Below are 24503 nucleotides of genomic sequence, written 5' to 3' on the forward strand. Positions count from 1 at the left end.
ACTACAAGTCGACAGTTCTGTCGGCATTCCAGGATGTCGCCGATTCGCTTGCCGCACTGGACAATGACGCGCAGATGCTGGCATTTGCCGAAAGAGCGGCACAGGCAGCCCAAGCTGCGTTCGACGAAACGGCGTCGCGCGCCCGCCTGGGTTCCCTGCCGTCAACGGCACAGCACGCCAGCGAGCAGCGGTTTCTCAACGCACGGCTTAGCGCCGCCCGCGCCGGGAGTCAACGCATGAGCGATACCGCCGCACTCTTCCAGGCGATGGGCGAATTGCCTGCCGATCAGCCGCACGTGACGTCAAGAGAATGACCTTGTTTCCGTAATTCGGCGAGGGCCTTTGTCTCTTCGTGTCGCGTCGATGATCCCGGTCCATAACGCGTCTTGACTTCAACCGCCTCATTGCGCGTCGACTTCCGCCTCGACCAGTGGCAACGCGCGCATTGCAATCTTCTCTGCCTCTGTGCGCTTGAGCCCGAGTGTTTGCAGAAGCGTTGCTGCCGTACGCTCGGCGAAATGCTCTCCGCTGAAGCCGAGCTCGTCGAGCAGGTCTGCCGCCGGCGCGCCCGGCGCGACGAAATTCAGCTCGGCCGCAATTGCCGCGAGCACCGTGCCGCCCACCGAAAGAAAGCCGATGAAGGGGTCAGCGACCACAAAGCGCTTGGCGGCGATGCCGTTTCCGATATCCCGCAGCAGCCGCTGGCCCAGCCCACGGCTCAGGATGTGAGCTGAAAACCCTTCACGTATCAGGAAGCGTCCCCAAACGGGATCGCGCCGCGCACGCATCAGGGTATGGCGCACCGAGACGGCAATTACCTCGGCCGGGTCGGACAGGCCGCCGGTGAGGCGATCGAGCATGTCGGCGAATTCCTCGAATACGTTGCCGACGAGCGTCGCGTAGATGGCTTCTTTCGACTCGAAGTGGTTATAGAACGAGCCATAGCCGGTGTCGGCGGCCTCAGTGATTTCGTTGATCGCCACGCCCTCCATGCCCTTTTCCGCCATTAGCCGGAGGGCAGCGTCGAGCAGGCGGGCGCGTGTCTCGCGCTTGCGGCGCGCTCCGCGCGGCTCGCGCTCCTCGGGAACGGCGACCGGAGAAACGGGGTCCGCACGGGTGGAGCGCTTGGGCGCGGGCCGGTTTAAAGAGTTCGCCATGACGAGTTCCAGTCTTTGCTCATATCCAAGTATAGATTGGAATGTTTCTATTGACAAAGTTGTCATCGATGACTTTAATGTCAATAAGGCGCATGGTTGACGCCCGACAAACAAATAGACAGATGGAGTGACAGTGGAGACAGGAGCAATAAACACCACCGGGCCGTCCGGCCTGCAGGACCCGGTTCAGCCGCCGACGCGTGACCTGCCCGAGGCAATAGAGGTGCTGATAGTCGGGTGTGGCCCGGTCGGTGCGGCGACCGCCAATCTGCTGGCACGGCACGGTGTGAACGTGATGGTTGTAGACAAGTCGCGTGAAGTATTCATGGCGCCCCGTGCAATCGCATTGGATAACGAGGCGCTGCGCATCCTTCAGCTTGCGGGCGTTGGCGAGCGCGATTTCGAGACGATCGCCATACCGTACGTCCGCATGAGGTCGCCCATGTTGGGCCTGTTCGGCAGCGTGAATTCGCTGGGCAGCCTGGATGGCCATCCGAAGCTCGTCACGTTCTACCAGCCGGATCTCGAGCGGTGCCTGCGCGCCCGGCTCGAGACATATGACTGTGCGCATATTGCGCTGGGTGTCGGACTGAAGGGCTTCACGGAGGAACGGGACCATGTGCTCGCGTCGCTGGACCTCGGGGACGGGCGCACTCATGAGGTCCGTGCCCGCTATCTGGTCGGCGCGGACGGGGCGAGTTCGCTGGTGAGGCAGCTCATTGGCCAGGAATTCAAAGGTAAGACGTTCGCCGAGGACTGGTTGATCGTCGATGCCCGCTACGTACCGCGTCCGATCGATCACATCGAATTCATCTGCGATCACCGTCGGCCAATCCCGCATATGGTCGCGCCTGGCCACCGTGAACGCTGGGAATTCATGCTGCAGCCTGGCGAGCGACGCGAGGAAATGGAATCCGAGACACGCATCCGGGAGTTGCTCTCTCCATGGGGCAACGTCGAAGAGATGATCATCGAGCGCAAGGCCGTGTATCGCTTCCATGCGCGCACCGTTGACGCATTCAGCAAGGGGCGGGTGTTCCTCGCGGGCGACGCGGCCCATATCACGCCTCCATTCGTCGGGCAGGGGCTGGTAGCAGGCCTTCGGGACGCCGCCAATCTTTGCTGGAAATTGGCATGGGTGGTACACGGACGTGCCGACCCAAGGATTCTCGATACCTATGACGAGGAGCGGCGCCCGCATGCAAAGGCAATGATCAACCTTGCAAAATTCATGAGTAGGCTCGTCATGCCGCGAAGTGGCGCGGTTGCGCTGTTGACTCATGGGTTGATGCGACTTGCGGGACTCGTGCCGCGCCTGCGCGCGCAATTTGAGGAACTGCAGATCAAGCCGAAGAACGCATTTCGCAGTGGACTGTTCGCCAAGGGCCGCTCGTCGACGAGGCTTGTTCGTGGCGCAGTCATCGCGCAAGGCTGGGTGAGAGGTTCCGATGGCACCACGTGTCTGAGCGACGACGTGCTCGGGCAGGGTCTCACGCTGATCGGGTTTGGCGTGGATGCGGCGGCTGTGCTAGAGCACGCGACGGCCGCAGCGTTTGCGCGTGCCGGGGGGCGCGTTGTCCAGATTGCCCATCGGGGGCAACGGCTGCATCTTGCCGCGCTCGACAGTTGGGAAGACCTTGAAGGCGTATTTCTTCCGGGGCTGGTGCCCGTCGGGTGGGTTGCCGTAGTCCGGCCCGACAAGACGATCGTCCACGACGGTGCGGCCACCGACGTGAACCGCATCGTGCGCGAGAGTCTTGCCTTGCTGACGAACCCCGTCGGCGCGCCGGCTATGGAAGCCGAACACGCTATCCGAACCGTTTGATTTCCGTTCTGCCATGAAACTGACTACTGTACAGCCGTCCCGTCACCCCGATCCCACGACGAAAGCGTCGGCATTGGCCTATCTGATATTCGACCGGCCAGATCTCGAGAAAGCCGAGCAATTTCTCAATGACTTCGGGCTCCGAACGGTATCGCGCACTGATGCGCTCGTCCTGCTGCGGGGAACGGGTGCTTCGCATTTCTGCTACGTCGTCCGAAAGGCGCCGAAATCCATGTTCGTCGGCTTCGGGCTACAGGTCGACAACATGGCCGATCTTGATGCGCTTGCAAAAGTGCCCGGCGCCTCTGAGGTCGAACGGTCGCAGTTGCCAGGCGGCGGCTATACAGTACGACTGACAGATCCTTCTGGCTTTCGCGTCGATGCAATATGGGGCCAGGCGCCAGCTTCGACGCTATCCCATCGGCCGCCATTGCCGTTCAACTCCGTGGATGCGGCCGTCCGAATTAACGGGACGCAGCGACCGCCCGAGTGCGCGCCCGAAGTTATCCGGCTCGGACATGTCGTGCTCGAACTCGCCGACTACCAGGAAACCTGCGCATGGTATACGCGGCATTTTGGATTCATCCCGAGCGATGTGCAGGTACTTCCCGATGGCTCGCCGGTCGTCGCGTTCATGCGGCTCGATCTCGGCGACAAGCCGGCCGATCACCATACGCTCGCGCTTGCACAAGGCTTCGTGCCCATCTACAGCCATAGTGCCTACGAAGTCGTGGATGCCGACGCGGTCGGCATGGGCCAGCGCGTCCTGCGCGAGAAGGGCTGGACGCACGCTTGGGGAATTGGCCGTCATATCCTGGGCAGCCAGATCTTCGACTACTGGCAGGACCCGTGGGGCGACAAGCATGAGCACTATTGCGACGGCGATCTCTTTACGGCCGATGCGCCGACCGGTGTTCATGTCGTGAGCCGTGAGGCGATGGCGCAATGGGGACCGACAATGCCGCGCAGTTTCACAAAACCCAGATTCACGCTTTCGAGCATCGTGGCGCTCTTCAGGAACCTGCGCCGCAGCCCCGACCTGACTTTGAGCAAGCTGCGGATGCTGGCAAAGCTTTTCGCTTGAACCAACCCCTTCCATAGAATCCGGAGATCGATAAATGGCACTTCACGTTCTGCATTACCTGCACCATGGCCGCGCCCAGTGGGGTGTGGTCGCTAATGGCACTATCACGCCGATTCCCGGCGAGTTCAAGACGACCGCCGAGTTTATCGAGGCCAATCCGGTCGAACGGCTGTTCGTGCTGAGCGGTCCGACGATTTCCGAATCGGAAGTGCAATGGTTGTCGCCCGTGACCGCCAATCAGCAGTTCATTTGCCAGGGCGCGAATTATCGCCAGCATATGATCGAGTCCGGCATGGACCCGGATGTGAAGAAATTCAATATGATCTTCACGAAGGCAACAAGCTGCATCGTTCCGGCCGACTCGCCCGTGGTTAAGCCAAACGAGGTGCAGTTCCTCGACTACGAGATCGAACTCGGTCTTGTCCTCAAACGCGACATTACGTCGCGCGAAACTGTCACCGACGGGAACCTGCATGACTACATCGCGGGCGCCGTGATCGTCAACGACTATTCCGCGCGCGATATCCAGATTCCACAGATGCAGTTCTACAAGGGCAAGAGCTATCGCACTTTTGGCCCTGTCGGCCCTTACCTTTGCCTCCTGGAGAAACAGGATATTCCAAAGCTGAAGGAGCTCGCGCTGACGCTGACGGTAAACGGAACTGTCCGCCAGAATGATTCCACGGCGGGCCTCGTCTACGGCCCGGCGGAGACCTTGACGGAGCTTTCCGCCCTACACGACCTGCGCGCCGGGGACCTGCTCGCGACCGGCACGCCCTCCGGTTGTGCGCTGATCATTCCGTCACCCGAAAAGCAGCGCGCCGCGGCGCAACTGCCTGAGGCGGAAAAGTGGCGGCTTTTCCTGAAGATGCAGGAGGAAAGGCCTCAGTATCTGCGCGTGGGTGACGTCGTGGAGGCGCATATCGCCAGCCATGACCGCTCGATCGATCTGGGCGTACAGCACAACGTCGTTATGGAACAGGCGGCATGAAAGGCGTCGCAAACGTACACGATGTCCTTGCCATTGAAACGCAGGGGCAACTGGCGGATCTTCCGTCGAGTACCTACGAGATGATCTGCCGGGGCGCCGCCATCAATCCAGTGGCACCCGCACTTTCGTTCTTTGCAACGGCCGACGACCACCGGAACGCTGAGTGCTGGACGTATGGTGAACTCGTGCGCGATGTCACGCGAACCGCAAACATGTTTGCGCGCCTTGGAGTACACCGCGACTCGGTTGTCGCATACGTTCTGCCCAACCTCCCTGAAACGCACTTGGTGATCTGGGGCGGGGAAGCCGCCGGGATTGTCTGCGCGATCAATCCGCTGCTTGAGGGCGAAGCCATCGGCGAACTGCTGAACGCCTCAGGTGCGAGCGTGCTCGTGACCCTGGCACCGTTGCCCGGAACTGACCTCTGGCAAAAGGTGCAAGCGGTGTTGCGCAAGGTGCCTTCCCTTCAGCATCTGGTGCTCGTGAATCCGGCCGACCGCATGCCGGGTGAAAAGGGATTTGCGGCCCGGATGCTTCAACGTGGCGAGTCTTCGAAACTGCATGGGCCTGGCGGCGTTCACGGTGCCGTTCCTGCGCATGTCGGCATCCACGATTTCAGCACCGCCATCGCGGGGGAGTCCGGGGTGGCGCTCAGCAGCACGCGTCGACTGAGCATGGATGATGTGTCGTCGTTCTTTTGCACGGGCGGTACCACCGGGCTGCCGAAGATTGCGGTTCGACGGCACGGCAACGAAGTGGCCAATGCGTGGAACGCGGGTCAATTCTTCGGCGAAAGCATTGGTCCGGGAAAAGCGATTTTTTGCGGACTGCCGCTTTTCCACGTGAACGCCGTGATGGTGACAGGTCTGCTGGCGTTCTCGCGTGGTGCCCACGTCGTGCTCGGCACACCGCAAGGCTATCGGGGCGAAGGCGTTGTAAAGCGTTTCTGGGAAATTGTCGAGCATTACCGCATCAACTTCTTCAGCGCTGTCCCGACACTCTACGGATCGCTGCTGGACGTTCCAGTTGGCGAGCACGATATCAGCTCGCTCGAGTATGGACTGTGTGGCGCCGCCCCCATGCCGGTGGAATTACTTCGCACTTTCCAGGATCGTACAGGAATAAGAATCCTTGAGGGCTACGGCCTCACGGAAGGTACCTGCGTTAGCAGCGTGAACCCTCCGCTTGGCGAGCGCAGGGTCGGTTCGATTGGTCTTCGTCTGCCCGGTCAGGCAATGAAAGCAGTGGTGGTCGATGAAACCGGCCGGTATGTACGAGATTGCGTTGCGGATGAGGTCGGCCAGCTGGTTATCTCCGGGCCAAACGTGTTCGTTGGCTATACCCGGCCGGAGCAGAATAGTGGCATCTGGATGGAAAGTGGTGACGGCGGCCGCTGGCTCAATACCGGAGATCTCGGACGGTGCGACCCCGACGGTTACTTCTGGCTCACCGGCCGGCAGAAGGAGCTGATTATCCGGGGCGGACACAACATCGACCCTGCGGCAATCGAAGAACCACTGCATCGCCATCCCGCAGTCCAGATCGCGGCAGCCGTAGGCCGTCCCGATATGCACGCGGGCGAGTTGCCGGTTGCCTATGTCCAGCTAAAGCCGGGCACAACGGCAACGGAAGCGGAATTGGCCGAGTTTCTGCGTCACGAGATCAACGAACGCGCCGCGTTGCCAAAGGGGATACGGATCGTGGATGCGATGCCGCTGACGGGCGTCGGCAAGATCTTCAAGCCTGCGCTAAAACGGCGCGAAACGGCAGACGCCCTGGAGTCGGCCCTCGTAGAGGCTGGCGTCGAGGATGCAATCGTTAGCCTCATTGATGACATCTCGCGTGGAATTTCACTTCACGTCGAACTTGGCGACCCCGCGTTCGAAGCATTGGCGACTTCCGCGCTCGGACGCTTTCCGTTCGCATTTTCGATCTCGGCCGCCGCGAGGCCAGCACGGGCGGAGCAACCGACGGGGACGGACCCGACAGCAACAGATGCGTAGGGCAGGCCAACGTGACACGAGCCACGACCTCAAAGGGACGTGTTCGGTCGTGCGACCGGATTAGAGGTTGATCGGAAGTACCCGGCGCGATGCCACGTTGAAATGTCTGTCAGTGTATTAAATTTAGTATACCTATTCGTTTGGAAGGGAAAGAGGATGAGTATTGCATCGGAAAGGTCTTTGCGTTCGCAGGTTGAAAAGTGGCTCGGGCCGACTTCCTCGACGCCGGTTCGGGTTATCCGATTCAGCCGCGCGCGCTCGAATCAGAAACCGTGCGTGCGTATTGAGCTACTACTACCGACAGGCCCGCTTGGATTCTTTTTCTTCCGGCACCGCGACGGTACGTGGTGCGTGTTCCCGCCCGAGACGGAACGCCTGGCAATGCACTCTTACTAGAGTGCAGGGCGATGGGAGTAGGCGGGGGTGTAGCTATGCGAAAGGCGGACAACAATCAATTTAGCAGTTCGAACAGAAATACGCTGATTCACAAAAATTTCCAGACAAAGAGACAGGAGAAGAGGCATGAGGAATTACAAACGCGCGATCAGTTCGGTCGGTATGGCGGCTTGCATCTGCTCGGCTGGGCTTATCGACAATGCCGATGCGCAGTCGGCCGGAAGCATAACGCTGTCGACGGGATGGCTTCACATTGCGCCGCAGGGTGACGCAACGCCATTAACCGTGGAAAGCATTGGCGGGGTAGCAGTGAATCAGCAGCTATCTGGTAGCGGAGCGCATGCGAGCTCAACCGATACGGTGGGAATTACCACTGAGTACTACGTCACGGACAACATGGGTGTCGCCATGCTTTTTGGACTACCAATGAAGGTGAATCTGATTGGCGACGGGACGCTGCAGAAGTATGGCAAGCTCGGCACAACAAGGCCCATGCCGCCCGCCATCGAACTTCGATACCACCTGTTTTCAGCCGAATCGAAATTCCGTCCGTTCATAGGGCTCGGCGTGAACTATACGTGGTTCACCCAGGTTCGGACAACCAATAGCCAGTTTGTCACTGATAGCCTTGGTCCAGGCGGCTCGGCACGTGCGACACTCAGTTCATCGTGGAATCCTGTATTCGAGGTCGGGGCAAATTACGCGATTACAAAACACTGGTCGGTCGGAACCTCTCTTGGCTATGTTCCGGTGAAAACCCACCTTACGTTATACGGGCAGACCGCAACGGGAACGCAGATCGTTTCCAAATCCACGCTCCGGCTCAATCCGCTTAACGTCTTCCTGAACGTCGCCTATACGTTCTAGCGCGTGCAGATCGACGATGCGCCAATCGAGGGGTTTGAACGCTCTTCAGGGACAGAGGTAAGCAAAATGTTTTCTGCTGCGTACTTGCGCCCAGTAGACTCTATTTTGCAAAAAGCTCGACCGTGATTTCAGGTGTCTCGCCTATTGCAGCGCTTGAGTGAGATTCGTGGATTGCCTGCTTCTATCACCGTTGATAACGGTCCGGAGTTTGCCGGCAGGTTTGCATGCCGTTCCCGGCTGGTGTGGGAGTTCATGCGGGGTAGATCATGACCGGGTGCCATCCGGCAGCGCACGGAACGAAGAGCTTGTAATCACGAGAAGGAGCAGGGATGTTCAGCTTTCTGTCCACCCGATGAAGTACGAGCTGGGGCTGGCCACTGCGTTGCGCCCACGCGGTTGCAGCACGTGCTGCCATGCTTTTCAGACGAAGGCGTAGCCGGAGTTGAGATTGTGGCTTCTGCAGGCTCTGCCAGGATTTCATAAAATCGTGGTGCGGTGCCCCCGCTATGGCTGCCAGTCAGGGCGGCTGCTCGGACGAACGGCAGAGATGTCAGGCTGGCTGCGAACGGAACGGCCGCACCGTAGCGACCGTTCTTCATTCGTATGATCAGAGAACGGGGGTAACTTCATCAGGCGTCGGCGCATGCGCGGCAATCAATTGCGCGGACTTCAACTGCTCCCAAAATGCTGCGGGAATGGGGGCTGCTATCAGCGCGTGATTTTCGACGATTCGCGACGGAAGGCTTGCGCCAGGGATGATGCCGGCAACGGCCGGATGGGCAAGTGAGAACTGCAACGCTGCCGCGCGAATGTCCACACCGAATCGGGCGCATACCTCTTTAATGCGCGCTACACGATCGATCATCGCTTGTGGCGCCAACTGATATTCGAAGTGAGTGCCACCCGCCAGCAAGCCGGAATTGTACGGGCCGCCGACGACGATGCCGAGGTTGCGTGTCTCGCAGGCGGGTAATAGCTTGCGCAGCGCCGCTTCATGGTCCAGTAGCGTATATCTGCCCGCGATCAGGAAACCGTCCGGATCGGCGCGCTCCAATGCGAGTTCACACGGCTCCACTCGATTCACACCGAGCCCCCATCCTTTGATGACGCCTTCGTCACGGAGGCGTGTCAGCGCTTTTGCGGCGCCGGACATCGCTTCCTCGAATACCGCGCGCCAGTTGTCGCCATGAAAATCGACAGCGGGATCGTGAATCCACACGTAATCGAGCCGGTCGGTGCGCAGCCGCTTCAGGCTTGCTTCGATCGAACGCAAAGTACCTTCTTCCGTGTAGTCGTAGACGATCTTGTTAGGGAGTCCATACTCGAACAATCCGCCTTTCTCACCTAGATCGCGCTCTGCGGTTGATTCGTGTTCGTCGAGAATGAGGCGGCCAACCTTTGTGCCGAGCACATATTGGTCTCTTGGGTGGGCCGCGAGCGCTTCGCCGAGCCTCAGTTCAGCAAGACCCGCGCCGTAGAGCGGCGCGGCGTCGAAGTAACGGATACCGCTTTGCCACGCCGCGTCGACGGTGGCGAGCGCTTCGTCGTCGGGAATCGCGCGGTACATGTTACCAAGCGGCGCAGTGCCGAATCCGATACGGGATGGAATAGTGATTCGCATGGGTAGCCTTGAACGATCGTAAAAATCTCAATCCCAGGTCGGCGCGAGGCCGTCCGGATTGACTTCGCGGCCATTGCGCTCGAGCGCCGCGATCTGCGCGGTGTCGATCGCGCGGTAGCCGAGTTCAAGGCCGTTGCGGACCGAATCGATGACGACCTGACCTTGCAGGCGCAATGTCCCAACGCCAAATGCGGGAATCGTGCTCATGATGTACTCCAATTGTTGGATGCGAACTGCTCAATCGATGATGGGATTCTGCCGGTTTTCATCCATGCGAAAAACGGTTGTATCCGTCAAACATATTTGATTTCAAATCAAATATTGGAATGCGTTCCGGTAGCCTGTGCTATGCGTTTGCGTCTACCTGCATGCGGCGCTGACGGGCGACCTGCAGCACGACGAACGCGACGCTTGCCGCGGCGATCAGCAGCAACAGGAAACTGATCAGGGTGCCATCGAGCGAGCGGTCGGCGCAGTGTGCGCTCTTTACTTTTGCGGAAAAACCAGGTTATAAACGAAATTGTTTTGATTTGAAATCAACAATGAAAATCACACTGGACGAATTGCAAACCTTCGCGGCCGTGGTCGACACTGGGTCGATCACGGCCGCCGCGCAGCAGCTTGACCTGACTGTGTCGGCCGCGAGCCGTACACTCGGCCGGCTCGAGGAGAAGCTGAAGACGACGCTGCTGCGCCGGACCACGCGCCGGCTCGAATTGACCGAGGAGGGGCGGGCGTTCCTGCAGGACGCACGGGCGATCATCGAGTCGGTGGAAAGTGCCGAGGAACAGATGGTGGCGCGGCGCGAGAAACCGTCGGGGCGGTTGCGGGTCGACGCGGCGTCGCCGTTCATGCTGCATGTGATTGTCCCGCTCGTGCAGGGATACCGCGAGCGTTATCCTGAGGTGGAGCTGGAACTCAACAGCAACGAGGGCGTGATCGATCTGCTCGAGCGGCGCACCGACGTCGCGATCCGGATCGGACGGCTGAAGGATTCGACGCTGCATAGCCGGCTCGTCGGCAACAGCAGGCTGCGCATTCTCGCGAGTCCGAACTATCTCGAGGTGAACGGCCAGCCGCGCAAGATCGAAGATCTCGGCAAGCACGCACTGCTCGGCTTCAACCAGCCGGAATCGCTGAATGTCTGGCCGCTGCTCGGTGCCGATGGTGAACCGTACCATATCGAGCCCACGGTCTGGTCGTCGAGCGGCGAGACGCTGAGGCAACTCGCGCTCGAAGGCAACGGGATCGTCTGCCTGTCGGATTTCATGACCACGCAGGACCGTGAAGCGGGGCGGCTCATGCAGATCCTTACGCGTCACACGCAGGACGTGCGGCAGCCGATTCATGCCGTCTATTACCGGAATACGGCGATCTCATCGCGGATCGCGTCGTTCGTCGATTATCTGATCGAGGCGCTCGGCAGCGGAACGCCGGCGCGGCGGGCGGCAGCGTGGGCGGATCACTGATGGAGGCCTGAGACGCGATTGTCGCCAGACTGAGCGGGGGTGAGAAACGCGTTGAAGGAAAAGTCGCACGATCGCGCCGTAGTTCGCTGCAAGGTCGTTCATGCTTTCCAGCGAACAGTGCGAACGCGCATTGGCTCGGCTACGTGCCGGAGAACGACGCCGAACGATATGTCGCGCAGACTATGGCGACAGGGCAGACAGAAGATCTGCGCGAAGCGCTCTTTCACGGTGGCTGCGGGTGTCTCGTGTCGTTCGACGGAAACACGGAGAGGATCGACCAGGAGCAGGTGCGCACCCGGCGGCCGCCATTTCCCGATGCTCCGCGTTATAGTATGCGGCACAGGGAAGGCGCGATGGTGCGCCTCGACATCGGGCAGGGTGCAAGTTGACCACAGAAACAAAGAAAAGAGCGCCGCGTCGCAAATCGAATGCAATTTCCGTGATGGACGTGGCACGCGCAGCGGGCGTATCGACTGCGACCGTTTCGCGCGTGTTGAACGGCAACGCGACGGTAGCGGCCGAACTGCAGAACCGCGTGCGTGAGATCGCGCAGACCCTCGGCTACACGCCGCACGCGGCGGCACGCGCGCTGGCGTCGCAGCGCTCGAAGACGATCGGCGCGGTGATTCCGTCGCTGGAAAACCAGAACTTCGCGATTGGTGTGTTTGCGCTGCAAAAGCGCATCGGAGAAGCCGGCTATACGTTGCTGCTTGGCTGTTCGTACTACGACCAGGAGGACGAACTGAAGCAGGTGCGCGCGCTTATCGCGGACGGCATTGCCGGTCTGATGCTTGTGGGCCGTAACCACTCGCCCGCGCTTTATGAACTGATCGAAAAGGAGCAGATTCCGCTCGTCAACGGCTGGACCGTCGATCACGATCACCCCTATGTCGGGTTCGACAATGTCGCAGTGGGCCGGCGCCTCGCCGAGTATCTGCTCGAACTCGGGCACGTGCGCTTCGGCATGATTACCCAGATGACGCAGCACAGCGATCGCGCGGCTGATCGCATCATCGGCGTGCGCGCGGCGCTGCAGTCGCGCGGGCTGCAGTTGCGCCACGAGCATCTGATCGAGATGCCACATAGGATCATTGAAGGCCAGATGGCGATGAAGGCGCTGATGAACGGTCCCGAGCGTCCAACGGCCGTAATCTGCGGCACCGATCTGCTTGCAATCGGCGCGCTGGCCGAGGCGCGCGAGTCGGGTATCGACGTGCCGGGCGACCTGTCGATCGCGGGCATCAACGACATCGAGTTTTCCAGCTTCACGTCGCCGCCGCTGACGACCATGCGGCTTGCCGCCGATGAAATCGGCGCGCGCAGCGCCGAGTATCTGCTCGCCCGGATCGAAGGACGGCCCGTCAGTTCGCAGTACATCGTGCCGACCGACCTGATTGTGCGTGGTACGACGGCGCGTCCTCGCAGCACCTAGGTCGGCGGCCCACGGTTTCGACTGCGATTTGCGCCTACCACTTCGCGCCAAGTCGGAACTTGTGCAGCAATGGCTCCGTATACCCGCTGGGCTGCGACCGTCCTTCAAAAACCAGCGCCTTCGCCGCCTTGAACGCGAGCGATGTATCCAGGTGACCGCTCATGGGCTGGTACTGCGGGTCGTTGGCGTTCTGCGCATCCACCACCTTCGCCATGCGCTTGAACGTTTCGTTCACCAGCGCTTCTGACACCACCCCGTGATGCAGCCAGTTTGCAATGTGCTGGCTCGAAATGCGCAGCGTCGCGCGGTCTTCCATCAGACCGATATCGTGAATATCCGGCACCTTCGAACATCCGACGCCCTGATCGATCCAGCGAACCACGTAACCCAGAATCCCTTGCGCGTTGTTCTCGATTTCCTCGCGGATTTCCTCATCCGACCACTGCGCCTTTTCGACGACAGGAATCGTCAGCAGGCCATCGAGCAGTTCATCGCGTACGCTGTCGTAGCCGGTCCTTTCCAACTCTTGCTGCACGGCCTGAACGTCAACTTGATGGTAGTGCAGCGCGTGCAGCGTCGCGGCAGTCGGCGACGGCACCCAAGCCGTGTTCGCGCCCGCTTTCGGATGCGCGATTTTCTGTTCGAGCATTGCGTGCATCAGGTCGGGCATTGCCCACATGCCCTTGCCGATCTGCGCGCGTCCGCGCAATCCCGAGCTTAAGCCGGCCAGCACGTTATTACGCTCGTAAGCGGCGATCCACGCCGACGACTTCATGTCGCCCTTGCGCATCATCGGACCGGCTTCCATTGCGCTGTGCATCTCATCGCCGGTGCGATCCAGGAAGCCCGTATTGATGAACGCCACGCGCGCCGATGCCGCCGCAATGCACGCCTGCAGGTTGACGCTCGTGCGGCGCTCCTCGTCCATGATGCCCATCTTGATGGTATGGCGCGGCAGCCCCAGCAGATCTTCGACGCGGCCGAACAGCTCATTGGAGAACGCGACTTCGGCCGGGCCGTGCATCTTCGGCTTGACGATGTAAATCGATCCGGTCCGCGAATTGAGTTTGTTTTGCAGATCGTGCATCGCGCCCAGCGATGTCATCACGGCATCCAGAATGCCTTCGGGAATCTCATGACCGTCGCGATCGACGATCGCCGGATTCGTCATCAAATGCCCGACATTGCGGATGAACAGCAACGAGCGGCCATGCAGTTTCACGGTCGAGCCATCGGGCGCGGTGTATGTGCGATCGGCGTTCAGGCGGCGCGTGAAGGTCTTGCCGTTCTTCGTGACCTGCTCGGTCAGATCGCCTTTCGCAAGGCCGGTCCAGTTGCGGTAAAGCTGGATCTTGTCGGCGGCATCGACGGCGGCAACCGAGTCTTCACAATCGATAATCGTCGAGACAGCCGCTTCCATCAGCACGTCTTTCACGCGCGCCGCGTCGGTCTTGCCGATGGCGTCCGTTGCGTCGATCTGGATCTCGAAGTGCAGGCCGTGATGCTTGAGCAGGACGGCGGAAGGGGAGCCTGCGTCACCCTGATAGCCAATGAACTGTGCGGGAACCTTCAATGCCGACGAGCCGTTCTTGAGCGTGACGGCGAGCTTGCCGCATTCCACGCGGTACGCGATGGCGTCGACGTGCGAGCCGTTGGCGAGCGGCGCCGCTTCATCGAGGAATGCGCGGGCGCGCGCGATCACGCGCTCACCGCGGACCGGGTTGAAGTAAGCGGTGCGCTCCGCGCCGTCGGTTTCGGGGATCGCGTCGGTGCCGTAAAGCGCGTCGTACAGGCTGCCCCAGCGCGCATTCGCGGCGTTGAGCGCGTAGCGCTGGTTCGAGAGCGGCACGACGAGTTGCGGGCCGGCTTGCCCGGCGATTTCGGTGTCGACGTTCTCGGTGGTCGCCTTAACGGCTGCGCTCGCCGGCACGATATAGCCGATGCCCTCGAGAAATGCGCGGTATGCCTTCAGATCGCGCACCGGCCCCGGATTTGCGCGGTGCCACTGGTCCAGCTCCGTCTGCAGACGATCGCGTTCTGCGAGCAGCGCGCGGTTCTTCGGGGCGAGGTCGTGGACGAGGGCAGCGAAGCCTTTCCAGAAGGCTTCGCTGTCGATGCCAGTCCCGCTCAACGCCTCGTCGTCTACAAATTTGCTCAGAACAGCCGCAACACGCAGCCCGTTGCGCTCGATCATTTCACCCATCATGTGCTCCAACAGTTTCAAGTATCAATCAATCAGCCGTTGAGGCTGTTTGCTGCGGTTCGGGCCACTTGCGAATCCTGATCCGGCTTGACACCCGACACGCCGACTGCGCCCACAACGTGCCCGTCGACCATGACGGGGACGCCGCCTTCCAGGGTGCCGGCCAGCGGTGCGCTCAGGAACGCGGTTCGGCCGCCGTTGATCATGTCTTCGTACTGCTTCGATTCACGTCGGCCGAGCGCTGACGTACGGGCCTTTTCGGTCGCGATGTAAGCGCCTATCGGCGCACAGCCGTCGAGGCGGAGCAGAGTCAGCAGATGGCCTCCGTCATCCACGACCGCGATGGTGACTGCCCACTGGTTTTTCTCTGCTTCCGCGCGCGCGGCTTCGAGGATTCGCGTAGCTTCTACAACGGTCAATACGGGTTTGCTTTGCATGTCAGGGTTATCAAGTCTGTGTTTCGAAGTGAAGTGTCGCCACCGGCGCATGCCGGTGGCCGGGATACGTTTCGCGGCGGACCGGGTTATCCACCCAGCGCGCCCTGCGTGTTGACGTGCACTGCATAAATGGACTGCGACGACGCCATGAACAACCGGTTACGTGCGCGTCCGCCAAAACACAAATTCGCGCAGCGCTCGGGCAGGGCGATCCGGCCAATCATCTTTCCTTGTGGCGAAATGACCATGACGCCATCGAGTTCGTCATTGCCCATGCCCCAGCCGCACCACAAATTACCGTCGATGTCCGCGCGCATTCCGTCGATCGTGCCGACTCCCGCGTCGTAGAACATCCGGCCTTTACCGATGCCGCGACCGTCCGCGTCCATTTCATAAACGTGAATCATCCGGTTGGGAACACCGCGCGATTCGATGATGTAGAGCAGCTTCTCATCGGGTGAAAAGCACAGGCCGTTCGGCCCTTTCAAGTCGCGCGTGACTACGGACGCAATGCCTGTCACGCCATCGATCCGATATACGGAGTGCGGGAGTTCCTGCTCCGCCTTGATTCCTTCGTAGTGCCCGAAAATGCCCATCGGCGGATCAGTGAACCAGATCGAGCCGTCCGATTTCACCACCAGATCGTTGGGGGAGTTGAGCGGCTTGCCTTCAAAGGAATCGAGAAGGACGGTGATGCTGCCGTCGTACTCGGTGCGTGTGACGCGGCGGCCGTGCTCGCACGTAACGAGTCGCCCCTGCCTGTCGCGGGTGTTGCCGTTCGCGTAGTTGGAAGGTTTCCGGAACACGCTGACCACGCCCGTTTCCTCCTCCCATTTCAGCATCTGGTTGTTCGGAATGTCGCTCCAGAGCAGGTAGCGTCCATCGCCGAACCATACCGGACCTTCGGTCCACCGGTAGCCGGTAGCCAGCCGTTCGACAGCCGAAAAGGCCACGCGGTATTTATCGAAGGAAGGGTCTAGCGAAATCACCCGGGGGTCGGGGTATCGCTCAGCTTGTTGCCACATCTCAGTCTCCTGTTCGGGTGCCCGGCATTTCCGCCTATGCGGAGGCGCGACCGGTAGTATAAAGGAAATTGAGTAAGCGCTTTCTCTTGAATTTGGAAATGAAGTGCCATAAGATGCTTGAAATTGTTGAGTTTCAAGCAGCGGCGTATCGGCCGTAGTGGTTATGTAAGAAAGCGATTACTCTCGCCCTCTTTTTTAACCGCCCGGCGCAAAATTTTTAGAAGGGCAATGCCTGATGACTGAGGTGACGAGCAAGAGCGCAACCGGGCCAGTGATCCGGTTGCATCCCGCTGACAATGTGGTGATTGCGCGCATCGACGTCGCGATCGGTACGCCGGTTCCAGCCGAAGATTTTGTTTGCCGCAGCCAGGTGGTCGCAGGCTATAAGATCGCGGCGACGCCCATCAAAAAAGGCGAGCCGGTTCGCAAATACAACGTGGTGATCGGTTTCGCCGCGACGGATATTGCGCCAGGCACGATGGTCCATAGCCATAACGTCGAGTTCCGCGAGTTCGACCGCGACTACGCATTTGGCGCGGATTATCGGCCCGTCGAGATGGTGCCCGAAGCCGAGCGCGCCACGTTCCAGGGCATCGTGCGCGATAACGGCGAGGTTGCCACGCGCAACTACATCGGCGTGTTGTCGACAGTCAATTGTTCGGCCACGGTCGCACACAGGATCGCCGAATGGTTCACGCCCGAACGGCTGGCCGACTACCCCAATGTAGATGGCGTGGTTGCGTTCACGCATTCGATCGGTTGCGGTATGGAGATGAGCGGCGAGCCGATGGCGCTGCTGCGCCGAACGATGGCGGGTTACGCGCGCCATCCCAATCTCGCCGCAGCGCTGATTGTCGGGCTGGGATGCGAGCGCAATCAACTGGCCGGACTGATGGATCAGGAAGGTCTGGAGGCTGGTTCGCGGCTGCACACGTTCATCATGCAGGAGAGCGGCGGCACCCGCCGGACCATCGAGGCCGGCGTGGCTGCGGTAAAGGCGCTGTTACCCGATGCCAATCGCGTGAAGCGCACGACGGTTTCCGCAAGCCACCTGAAGATCGGTCTGCAATGCGGTGGCTCGGACGGCTTTTCGTCGATCACCGCAAATCCTTCGCTTGGCGCGGCGATGGACTTGCTGGTCCGTCATGGCGGCACGGCCATCCTCTCCGAAACACCCGAGATCTACGGCGTGGAACATACGCTCACGCGGCGTGCGGTCAGCCGCGAAGTCGGCGAGAAGCTCGTTGAGCGAATCCGCTGGTGGAAAGACGAGTATTCGGTCGGTCGAGACGTTCAGATCAATGGCCAGGTCAGCCCTGGCAATCAGGTGGGCGGACTGGCGAACATCTTCGAAAAGTCGATTGGATCATCGATGAAAGGCGGCACCGGCCCGCTGATGGAAGTGTATCGATACGCCGAGCGGGTGAAGCAACCTGGACTCGTTTTCATGGACACGCCCGGCTTCGACCCCGTCTCCGCGACGGGTCAGATTGCAGGCGGCGCAAATCTTATTGCCTTCACCACAGGGCGCGGTTCGATGTTCGGCGCCAAGCCCGTGCCATCGCTGAAGCTCGCCACCAACACGCCGATGTACACCCGTCTGACTGAAGACATGGATCTGAACTGCGGCGGAATCCTGGATGGCATTGCGTCGGTCCAGAGCACGGGCCAGAGAATCTTCGACGCGATTCTTGCGGCCGCGTCGGGCGAGCGCACAAAAAGCGAAATGCTCGGGCTGGGTGATCACGAATTCGTGCCGTGGCAGATCGGCATCATGAGTTGAGTCCGCAGTGGCGCAGCGCATCGCGAGGGCGAACGGCCATTTACACCCATAAGTAAAACCGCCGCCCTGTAGCTAGTCGAACAAAATTAGCGGAGACAGCCCTTGAGTACCCAAACCCCGGCAATACACATACCTGACAGCGCGGCAAGCAACTCGATCTACACGCGAGTGACCTGGCGCTTCATGCCCTTGCTGTTCGTCTGCTACGTGGTGGCCTATCTGGATCGGGTCAACGTGGGCTTCGCCAAGCTCCAGATGCTCAGCGATCTGAACTTCAGTGAGGCGATGTACGGCTTCGGCGCCGGTATCTTTTTCATCGGGTATTTCTTCTTCGAGGTCCCGAGCAACTTGCTGCTGCACCGGCTCGGCGCGCGCCGCTGGATCGCCCGGATCATGCTTACGTGGGCCGTGCTCTCGGCCGCGACCGCGTGGGTCACCACGCCCACGATGTTCTACGTATTGCGTTTCTTTCTGGGTGTGGCCGAAGCGGGCTTTTTCCCGGGACTGGTGCTGTATCTCACCTACTGGTTTCCATCGCACCGGCGCGGCAAGATGATCGCTTTTCTGATGGCGGGCAATCCGGTGGCGGGCATTGTCGGCGGCCCGATATCGGGTTTCATCATGCAGCGCCTGGCGGGGAACGCGGGGCTTGCCGGCTGGCAGTGGCTGTTCATTCTGGAAGCCGTCCCCGCGCTGATCCTGGCAGCCGTCATTTTCTGGTTCCTCGACGACCGGGTGAAGGACGCAAAGTGGCTGCCGGTTGAGGATCGCGACTTCATTGCATCGGAAATCGATGCGGAAGCACGCACCAAAAGCCACGGTTCCGTGCGCGAGGTCTTCACGTCGCTCAAAGTCTGGACCTTGTGCGCGATTCTGTTCGGTATCGTGATGGGCTCTTATGCCGTTGGCTTCTGGCAGCCGACCATCATAAAGAGTTCGGGAATCACGGACGCCTTCACCATCGGGCTGCTCACTGTCGTGCCTTATCTTGCCGCCCTGATTCTGATGATTGTGGTCGGCCGCCACGCGGACCGCACGCGTGAACGCCGCTGGCACGTCGTGTTGCCGCAATGCATGGCGGCTGTGGGTTTCGTGATGTGCGCCTACGCGGGCAGCAATACGTATATTGCGTTGCTTGGCCTGACGCTTGCTGCTTCGGGCGTGATTACGGCTTTACCTATGTTCTGGGCGTTGCCCACGTCTTTTCTCGGCGGCACCGGTGCGGCCGCCGGCATCGCATTGATCAATTCGACGGGCAATCTCGCAGGCTTCGTAAGCCCCACGCTTGTGGGGTGGCTAAAGACGGTCACGCACTCACTCGATTCGAGCCTGTTCCTGATTGCGGGGTCGCTGATTGTCTCCGCATGCCTCATCTTGACGCAGCTTCCCGCCAGACTTGTCAACAGGTAGCACCTTTACGGCACTCGAAAGAAGTGCCAGATAGCAACGGTCGGTATCGTTAATTACACGGAATAGAGACAACATGAAGACTGGGAAGTATCGCTACGTCGTCGCCTTGCTGCTGTTTATTGCGGGCGCGATCAATTACATGGACCGCGCGGCGCTCGGCGTGGTCGCGCCTGTTCTCAACAAGGAGCTGAACCTTTCGCCGTCGCAACTCGGCGTCGTGTTCAGCAGTTTTTTCTTCGGCTATTCCATCTTCGCATTCGTCGGCGGACAACTCGCCGACAAGTATGGACCGCGTCGGGTCTTCTCCTGGGCGATGGGGGCGTGGTCCATTCTCTGCGGGTTAACTGCGGCCGCGACTGGATTCGGCACGCTGCTGATCTCACGGGCGCTGTTCGGCTTCGGCGAAGGTCCGATGAATTCGACGACCAACCGGACCATCACCAATTGGTTTCCCCGGCATGAAACCGCGACCATGGTCGGCTTTACGTTTTCGGGCCAGACGGTAGGCAGCGCGATTGCTGGACCGGTGGTCGGGCTGATCGCCATTGCCTACGGCTGGCGCACGTCGTTTGTGATCATCGCAGCGTTCGGGCTGGTGTGGATCGTCGCCTGGCGTATCTTCGCGACCGACAAGCCGGCGCAAAGCACGCGGGTCGGCGAGGCCGAACGCGAGATGGTCGAAGCGAGCCGCAGCGCGGCACACCCGGCAGAAGGCGGCGACGAAAGCACACCGCTGCGCAGCTACCTGTTTCGTCCGAGCACGCTCGCGCTTGGCGTCGGCCTGTTCGCGGTGAACTACACGCTGTTCGTGTTCATCTCGTGGATGCCGAGCTATTTCACCAACGCGCTGCATCTCGACATGAAGCACATGAGCTTTCTGAGCGCGGTGCCATGGGCATGCGGCGGAATCGGATACTTCGGCGGCGGGCTGGTCGCCGACGCATTTTTCAAGCGCATGAGCAACAAGCTGATGGCGCGCAAGGTCTCGGCGATCGTGCCGCTCGCGCTGTCGGGTCTCGCCCTGGTGGGCGTCAGCATGGTCGATTCCGTGATGCCCGCAGTCCTGCTTGTCGCGTTCGCCGTGCTGTTCCTGACGGCTTCGTCGCAAGCGTGCTGGGCCACCATGCACGAACTTGTGCCAGGCAGGCATCTCGGGGGCGTAAGCGGCTTTGTTCACCTGATGAGCAACATTTCGGGCATCGTCGGTCCGACCATGATGGGTTTTGCGGTCCAGTACTTTGGCGGTTACAGCAGCGGCTTCATGCTCGGCGCGGTGGTCGATCTGGTCGGCGTGCTGGCGATGCTGCTGGTCATCGGCCGGCGCGCGGCAGGCGAGGCAGCCGAAACAGCCGAGACGCATACGACCGCCACATAAGCTCCGTCCTGCCACGCAAGCCGTCAGGGCGGCGCAGGCGGGACGGTGCGCGCGGCCGCACGATCGGTCCCGTGAGCATCGTTATCTTTTTCGAGTCGATCTACTGTTATGAAACACGTCATCGTTGAACCTGAGCAAACCGATTATCAGACACGTTCGCGGATCGTTTCGGTGGAGGCGCGCACCATCCGCGTGCCGCTTGACCGCCACACTGCATTCTCGACCCGGCTCGTCACTGCCCGCGACTACACGGTCGTGCGCGTCACAACAGCCGATGACCATTACGGCATCGGCTTTTGCTACAGCGGCAACCGCGCCGGCATGCTGGTCACGTATGCCGTGCGCGAATTGTTTGCGCCGCTGTTGCGCGGGCGCTCCGCGCTCGATGTCGAAGGCTCCTGGTGCGCCATGTACGACGAGTCACTGCTGCAAGGGCGTGCCGGCTCGGTCATGCGGGCGCTGTCCATCATCGACATCGCCTTGTGGGACCGGAATGCGCGCGCTGCGGGCCTGCCGTTGAGCCGCTATCTCGGCGGCACATGCAGCGCCACCGTGCCGGCCTATGCCAGCGGCGGTTACTACCTCGAAGGCAAGACGCCCGAGCGTCTCGGCGAGGAGATGGCGGGATACGTGGCACAGGGGTTTCGCGCCGTGAAGATGAAAGTGGGGCGGCTCGATCCGCGAAGCGAGGAAGCGCGGATCAGGGCAGCACGAGAAGCGATCGGCGACGACGTGCTGCTGATGCTCGATGCCAACAACGCCTGGACCGACGTTCCGACCGCGCTCGAATACATGCGCCGGTACGAACCGTTCAACCCGTACTGGATAGAAGAGCCGTTCAGTCCGGACGACATCGAGAGCCATGCGCAACTGAGCCGGCGCACGCCGGTGACCGTTGCGACCGGTGAGATAGAAGCAGGGCGCTGGCGGCATCAGGAGCTGCTCGACAAGCGCGCGGCCATGATCCTTCAGTCGGACGCGGCGGTATGCGGCGGGATCAGCGAATGGCGGCGGATTGCGGCGTCGGCCGCAGCCGTGGGTGTGACGATGTGTCCGCACTGGTTCCACGATCTGCACGTGCATCTGGTGGCGTCGACGAGCAATTCGCGCTACGTCGAATTTTTTCCTGACGATCAGGTGTTGAATTTCCGTCGGCTAGTGGATACACAACTGTCGTTCGCAGACGGCAAGCTGACCGTGCCGACTCGTCCAGGCCTCGGATTCGACTTCGATGAAGCCGCGCTGAACGAATACGCGCTGGACGACTGGGCGTGAAGCCGAAGCAGTGAATAGCCAGACAAGACCGCCGGATGCGCATGCAACCGGCGGGTGTTTCTTCACGGCATCAGGCGGTGACTTCGATTCCCGGCATCGAGAAGTCGATTTCGCGGAGTGCGGTGGCGAGCGCATCGCACTGCACTTGCGTCAGATCGACGAGAGGCGGACGTACGACGCCCCAGTCGGCATCGTTCGAATAGACGCCTATCGCTGCCTTGAGCGCAGGGATCATCGGGAGCTTGGCGAACACCGCACGCGTGGCATCCAGTGCTGCCTGACGGGCATCGGCGTCGGCCGATTGCCAGTGACGATACAACCGCACGATAGCCGCCGGATTGACGTTTCCGGTTGCCGTGATGCAGCCGACGCCGCCCGCGCGCATGGTGGCCAGCAGGAAGGTCTCGCTGCCGGCGAACACATCGAAGCCATGCGGCTGGAAGCGCTCGAGCATCGCCTGCGTGTTGCTCCAGTCGCCCGAACTGTCCTTCACGCCGGCGATCACGCCCGGGAAAGCGGCTAACAGCCGCTCGATGAGCGCGAGGCTGAGCGGCACCTGGGACACGGGCGGGATGTGATACAGATAAATGCGCAGTGCGTCGGAACCCACGCGCTCGATGATCTGCGCATAGCTGCGGAACAAGCCTTCGTCGGTGACGCCCTTGTAGAAGAAGGGCGGCAGCGTCAGCACATTGTTCACGCCCAGCGAAAGCGCATGGCGTGTCAGTTCGACTGTGTCGGTGAGTGCCGAGCAGCCGGTGCCCGGCATCAGGCGATCGACCGGAATGTCTGCGCCAACCAACGTTTCGAGCAGCCTCATTTTCTCGCTGACTGCGAGCGAATTCGCTTCCGAGTTGGTGCCGAAAACGGCGAGTCCGACGTCCTGTTCGATAAGCCATCGGCAATGACGGACATAGCGGTCGTGATCGGGAAGAAGGTCTCTTGTGAACGGCGTGACCACGGGCGAGTAAACGCCGCGGGGCCGGTTGACTGAGGTCATCGGATGTTCCTTTCGGTTGAAGTGAGAGCTTTTCGCGCCATTCAGCCGGCGATCTGTTGCGCAGACGAGCGGGCGTGGAGCGCTTCGGGATTGACACAGGTCGAGGAAAGCTGGCCGTCGAGTGCGTCGATGAGATTGCGCACCGCGCGCATGGCCATGTTCTCGCGCGTCTGTTGCGTAGCGGAACCGATATGCGGCACCGCTACCACGTTCGGTAACTCGAGCAGCAGCGAGTCCGGCGACACCGGTTCGCGTTCGAACACATCGAGACCGGCGCCGAGAATGCGGCCTTCACGGAGATGCGCGATGAGGGCGGCCTCGTCGACGACCTGTCCGCGAGCACAGTTGATGAGAATGGCCGACGGCTTCATGGTCCCGAGCTCGGCGCTGCCGATCAGGCGCTCGGTGGCGGGCGATAGCGGAACGAGCACGCAGACGAAATCCGCAGTCGCGAGCAGTTCGGGAAGCGGCCGCCATTGCGCGCCGTAGCGCTCCTCGGCTTCGGGGTTGCGGGAGCGATTGGAATAAATCACGTCCATGCCGAAGCCGAGGGCGGCGCGCTTGGCGACCGCGCTGCCAATGCGCCCAAGCCCGACGATTCCGAGGGTTTTGTGATGCACGTCGACACCGAATTGCGCCTCGCCGACAGTACGCGTCCACCGGCCGCGCCGCGTCCAGTCGGCGAGTTCGGAAATGCGCCGGGCGGTCGCGAGGATCAGGCTGAACACAAGGTCAGCGGTGGTTTCGGTGACTTCTTCAGGCGTGTTCGTCAGAACGATGCCGCGGCGCGAGAGTTCGGGGACATCGAACGCATCGAAGCCGGCCGAAATGGTGGACGCGACCTCAAGCAAGGGCGCCGCATCAAGGATCTCCGGCGTTATCTTGAGATTGTTGCCGACCATGCCATGAGCTGTGCCCAGGGCGCGCCTGAATGGCGCGAGATCGCCGGAGGAAACGTCGACCAGCTCGACGGAACAGTGCTCACGAAGAAGCCCCAGCACGGCAGGAGGCAACGAACGATAGGCCACGACATGCTTCATGAAGACCTCGGCGGAATGCTGTTAGAGAGAGTTGATAAGCGGCATCGACCGCAACAAAAAAGAATCGCTTGCGGACAGACTATAAGTATCGGTAAGATTCCCGTCAAGAT

At 60.8% G+C, this 24503-nt stretch carries 18 protein-coding genes and 2 pseudogenes; 12 read left to right on the forward strand and 8 right to left on the reverse strand.

The genetic code is table 11. The features are described from left to right. Positions 1-314: pseudogene (locus M0D64_RS42010) on the forward strand (RND transporter); the annotation flags it as partial. A gap of 87 nt (positions 315-401) precedes the next feature. Here M0D64_RS42010 and M0D64_RS42015 read toward each other — a convergent pair. Beyond that, entirely contained in the window at positions 402-1157 is a 756-nt protein-coding gene (locus M0D64_RS42015; protein WP_266261964.1) for a TetR/AcrR family transcriptional regulator, read from the reverse strand. Positions 1158-1305: 148 nt separating this feature from the next. Here M0D64_RS42015 and M0D64_RS42020 point away from each other — a divergent pair, with 148 nt between their 5' ends. The 5 genes from M0D64_RS42020 (at position 1306) to M0D64_RS42045 (ending at position 8323) form a co-directional block, all read left to right on the forward strand. After that, a complete protein-coding gene (locus M0D64_RS42020) occupies positions 1306-2982 on the forward strand; it encodes a bifunctional 3-(3-hydroxy-phenyl)propionate/3-hydroxycinnamic acid hydroxylase (RefSeq protein ID WP_266261990.1) in 1677 nt (558 codons plus the stop codon). A 13-nt stretch (positions 2983-2995) separates the two neighbouring features. Beyond that, on the forward strand, positions 2996-4066 hold the full coding sequence (locus M0D64_RS42025; RefSeq protein WP_266261965.1) for a VOC family protein: 1071 nt from the start codon (positions 2996-2998) through the stop codon (positions 4064-4066). A gap of 34 nt (positions 4067-4100) precedes the next feature. Continuing rightward, positions 4101-5057: a fumarylacetoacetate hydrolase family protein gene (locus M0D64_RS42030; protein WP_266261966.1), complete on the forward strand. Its 957-nt coding sequence runs from the start codon at positions 4101-4103 to the stop codon at positions 5055-5057. Further along, on the forward strand, positions 5054-7060 hold the full coding sequence (locus tag M0D64_RS42035; protein ID WP_266261967.1) for an acyl-CoA synthetase: 2007 nt from the start codon (positions 5054-5056) through the stop codon (positions 7058-7060). The genes M0D64_RS42030 and M0D64_RS42035 overlap by 4 nt, the downstream gene beginning before the upstream one ends. A 522-nt stretch (positions 7061-7582) precedes the next feature. Beyond that, positions 7583-8323, forward strand: coding sequence for an OmpW family protein (locus M0D64_RS42045; RefSeq protein WP_266261969.1), 741 nt, complete (start codon positions 7583-7585; stop codon positions 8321-8323). Between the two features lie 607 nt (positions 8324-8930). On the opposite strand, the gene M0D64_RS42050 is transcribed toward M0D64_RS42045, so the two are convergent. Then, positions 8931-9944: an aldo/keto reductase gene (locus M0D64_RS42050; protein ID WP_266261971.1), complete on the reverse strand. Its 1014-nt coding sequence runs from the start codon at positions 9942-9944 to the stop codon at positions 8931-8933. Positions 9945-10034: 90 nt separating this feature from the next. Next, positions 10035-10151, reverse strand: a pseudogene (gene dkgB, locus M0D64_RS42055) (2,5-didehydrogluconate reductase DkgB); the annotation flags it as partial. Between the two features lie 335 nt (positions 10152-10486). Here dkgB and M0D64_RS42060 point away from each other — a divergent pair. Next, positions 10487-11413, forward strand: a complete 927-nt coding sequence (locus M0D64_RS42060) for a LysR family transcriptional regulator (protein WP_266261972.1) — start codon at positions 10487-10489, stop codon at positions 11411-11413. A 442-nt stretch (positions 11414-11855) separates the two neighbouring features. Further along, complete coding sequence (locus M0D64_RS42065; protein WP_154561916.1) at positions 11856-12845, forward strand: LacI family DNA-binding transcriptional regulator; 990 nt, start codon at positions 11856-11858, stop codon at positions 12843-12845. 34 nt (positions 12846-12879) lie between these two features. Here the strand turns inward: M0D64_RS42065 and M0D64_RS42070 are convergent, their stop codons facing one another. The 3 genes from M0D64_RS42070 to M0D64_RS42080 form a co-directional block, all read right to left on the reverse strand. Then, complete coding sequence (locus M0D64_RS42070) at positions 12880-15048, reverse strand: malate synthase G (protein ID WP_266261973.1); 2169 nt, start codon at positions 15046-15048, stop codon at positions 12880-12882. A gap of 32 nt (positions 15049-15080) precedes the next feature. Then, positions 15081-15485, reverse strand: a complete 405-nt coding sequence (locus tag M0D64_RS42075) for a heme-binding protein (protein ID WP_266261974.1) — start codon at positions 15483-15485, stop codon at positions 15081-15083. Between the two features lie 86 nt (positions 15486-15571). Then, positions 15572-16510, reverse strand: a complete 939-nt coding sequence (locus tag M0D64_RS42080) for an SMP-30/gluconolactonase/LRE family protein (protein ID WP_266261975.1) — start codon at positions 16508-16510, stop codon at positions 15572-15574. Between the two features lie 235 nt (positions 16511-16745). On the opposite strand from M0D64_RS42080, the gene M0D64_RS42085 reads away from it, so the two are divergent. The 4 genes from M0D64_RS42085 (at position 16746) to M0D64_RS42100 (ending at position 22353) form a co-directional block, all read left to right on the forward strand. After that, positions 16746-18293 carry a UxaA family hydrolase gene (locus tag M0D64_RS42085; protein ID WP_266261977.1) on the forward strand — a complete coding sequence of 516 codons (1548 nt, stop codon included), beginning with the start codon at positions 16746-16748 and terminating at the stop codon, positions 18291-18293. A 102-nt stretch (positions 18294-18395) separates the two neighbouring features. After that, positions 18396-19703 (forward strand): MFS transporter, encoded by a 1308-nt coding sequence (locus M0D64_RS42090; RefSeq protein ID WP_233464928.1) that lies wholly within the window; start codon positions 18396-18398, stop codon positions 19701-19703. A gap of 73 nt (positions 19704-19776) precedes the next feature. After that, positions 19777-21078 carry an MFS transporter gene (locus M0D64_RS42095; protein ID WP_266261979.1) on the forward strand — a complete coding sequence of 434 codons (1302 nt, stop codon included), beginning with the start codon at positions 19777-19779 and terminating at the stop codon, positions 21076-21078. Between the two features lie 108 nt (positions 21079-21186). After that, positions 21187-22353, forward strand: coding sequence for a mandelate racemase/muconate lactonizing enzyme family protein (locus M0D64_RS42100; RefSeq protein ID WP_266261980.1), 1167 nt, complete (start codon positions 21187-21189; stop codon positions 22351-22353). 70 nt (positions 22354-22423) lie between these two features. Here M0D64_RS42100 and M0D64_RS42105 read toward each other — a convergent pair whose 3' ends face one another. Together M0D64_RS42105 and M0D64_RS42110 are read right to left on the reverse strand one after the other, a co-directional pair. After that, complete coding sequence (locus M0D64_RS42105; protein ID WP_266261981.1) at positions 22424-23353, reverse strand: dihydrodipicolinate synthase family protein; 930 nt, start codon at positions 23351-23353, stop codon at positions 22424-22426. 41 nt (positions 23354-23394) lie between these two features. Next, complete coding sequence (locus M0D64_RS42110; protein WP_266261982.1) at positions 23395-24393, reverse strand: D-glycerate dehydrogenase; 999 nt, start codon at positions 24391-24393, stop codon at positions 23395-23397. Positions 24394-24503: the final 110 nt, after the last annotated feature.

The sequence above is a fragment of the Paraburkholderia sp. WS6 genome, from assembly GCF_030464835.1.
In the GTDB taxonomy this organism is placed as follows: Bacteria; Pseudomonadota; Gammaproteobacteria; order Burkholderiales; family Burkholderiaceae; genus Paraburkholderia; species Paraburkholderia madseniana.

What these genes read in the sequence shown, in the direction of transcription:
- M0D64_RS42015 (WP_266261964.1), bottom strand. Translation starts at nt 1,157, where the DNA reads ATGGCGAACTCTTTAAACCGGCCCGCGCCCAAGCGCTCCACCCGTGCG.
- M0D64_RS42025 (WP_266261965.1), top strand. Translation starts at nt 2,996, where the DNA reads ATGAAACTGACTACTGTACAGCCGTCCCGTCACCCCGATCCCACGACG.
- M0D64_RS42030 (WP_266261966.1), top strand. Translation starts at nt 4,101, where the DNA reads ATGGCACTTCACGTTCTGCATTACCTGCACCATGGCCGCGCCCAGTGG.
- M0D64_RS42035 (WP_266261967.1), top strand. Translation starts at nt 5,054, where the DNA reads ATGAAAGGCGTCGCAAACGTACACGATGTCCTTGCCATTGAAACGCAG.
- M0D64_RS42045 (WP_266261969.1), top strand. Translation starts at nt 7,583, where the DNA reads ATGAGGAATTACAAACGCGCGATCAGTTCGGTCGGTATGGCGGCTTGC.
- M0D64_RS42050 (WP_266261971.1), bottom strand. Translation starts at nt 9,944, where the DNA reads ATGCGAATCACTATTCCATCCCGTATCGGATTCGGCACTGCGCCGCTT.
- M0D64_RS42060 (WP_266261972.1), top strand. Translation starts at nt 10,487, where the DNA reads ATGAAAATCACACTGGACGAATTGCAAACCTTCGCGGCCGTGGTCGAC.
- M0D64_RS42065 (WP_154561916.1), top strand. Translation starts at nt 11,856, where the DNA reads ATGGACGTGGCACGCGCAGCGGGCGTATCGACTGCGACCGTTTCGCGC.
- M0D64_RS42070 (WP_266261973.1), bottom strand. Translation starts at nt 15,048, where the DNA reads ATGGGTGAAATGATCGAGCGCAACGGGCTGCGTGTTGCGGCTGTTCTG.
- M0D64_RS42075 (WP_266261974.1), bottom strand. Translation starts at nt 15,485, where the DNA reads ATGCAAAGCAAACCCGTATTGACCGTTGTAGAAGCTACGCGAATCCTC.
- M0D64_RS42080 (WP_266261975.1), bottom strand. Translation starts at nt 16,510, where the DNA reads ATGTGGCAACAAGCTGAGCGATACCCCGACCCCCGGGTGATTTCGCTA.
- M0D64_RS42085 (WP_266261977.1), top strand. Translation starts at nt 16,746, where the DNA reads ATGACTGAGGTGACGAGCAAGAGCGCAACCGGGCCAGTGATCCGGTTG.
- M0D64_RS42095 (WP_266261979.1), top strand. Translation starts at nt 19,777, where the DNA reads ATGAAGACTGGGAAGTATCGCTACGTCGTCGCCTTGCTGCTGTTTATT.
- M0D64_RS42100 (WP_266261980.1), top strand. Translation starts at nt 21,187, where the DNA reads ATGAAACACGTCATCGTTGAACCTGAGCAAACCGATTATCAGACACGT.
- M0D64_RS42105 (WP_266261981.1), bottom strand. Translation starts at nt 23,353, where the DNA reads ATGACCTCAGTCAACCGGCCCCGCGGCGTTTACTCGCCCGTGGTCACG.
- M0D64_RS42110 (WP_266261982.1), bottom strand. Translation starts at nt 24,393, where the DNA reads ATGAAGCATGTCGTGGCCTATCGTTCGTTGCCTCCTGCCGTGCTGGGG.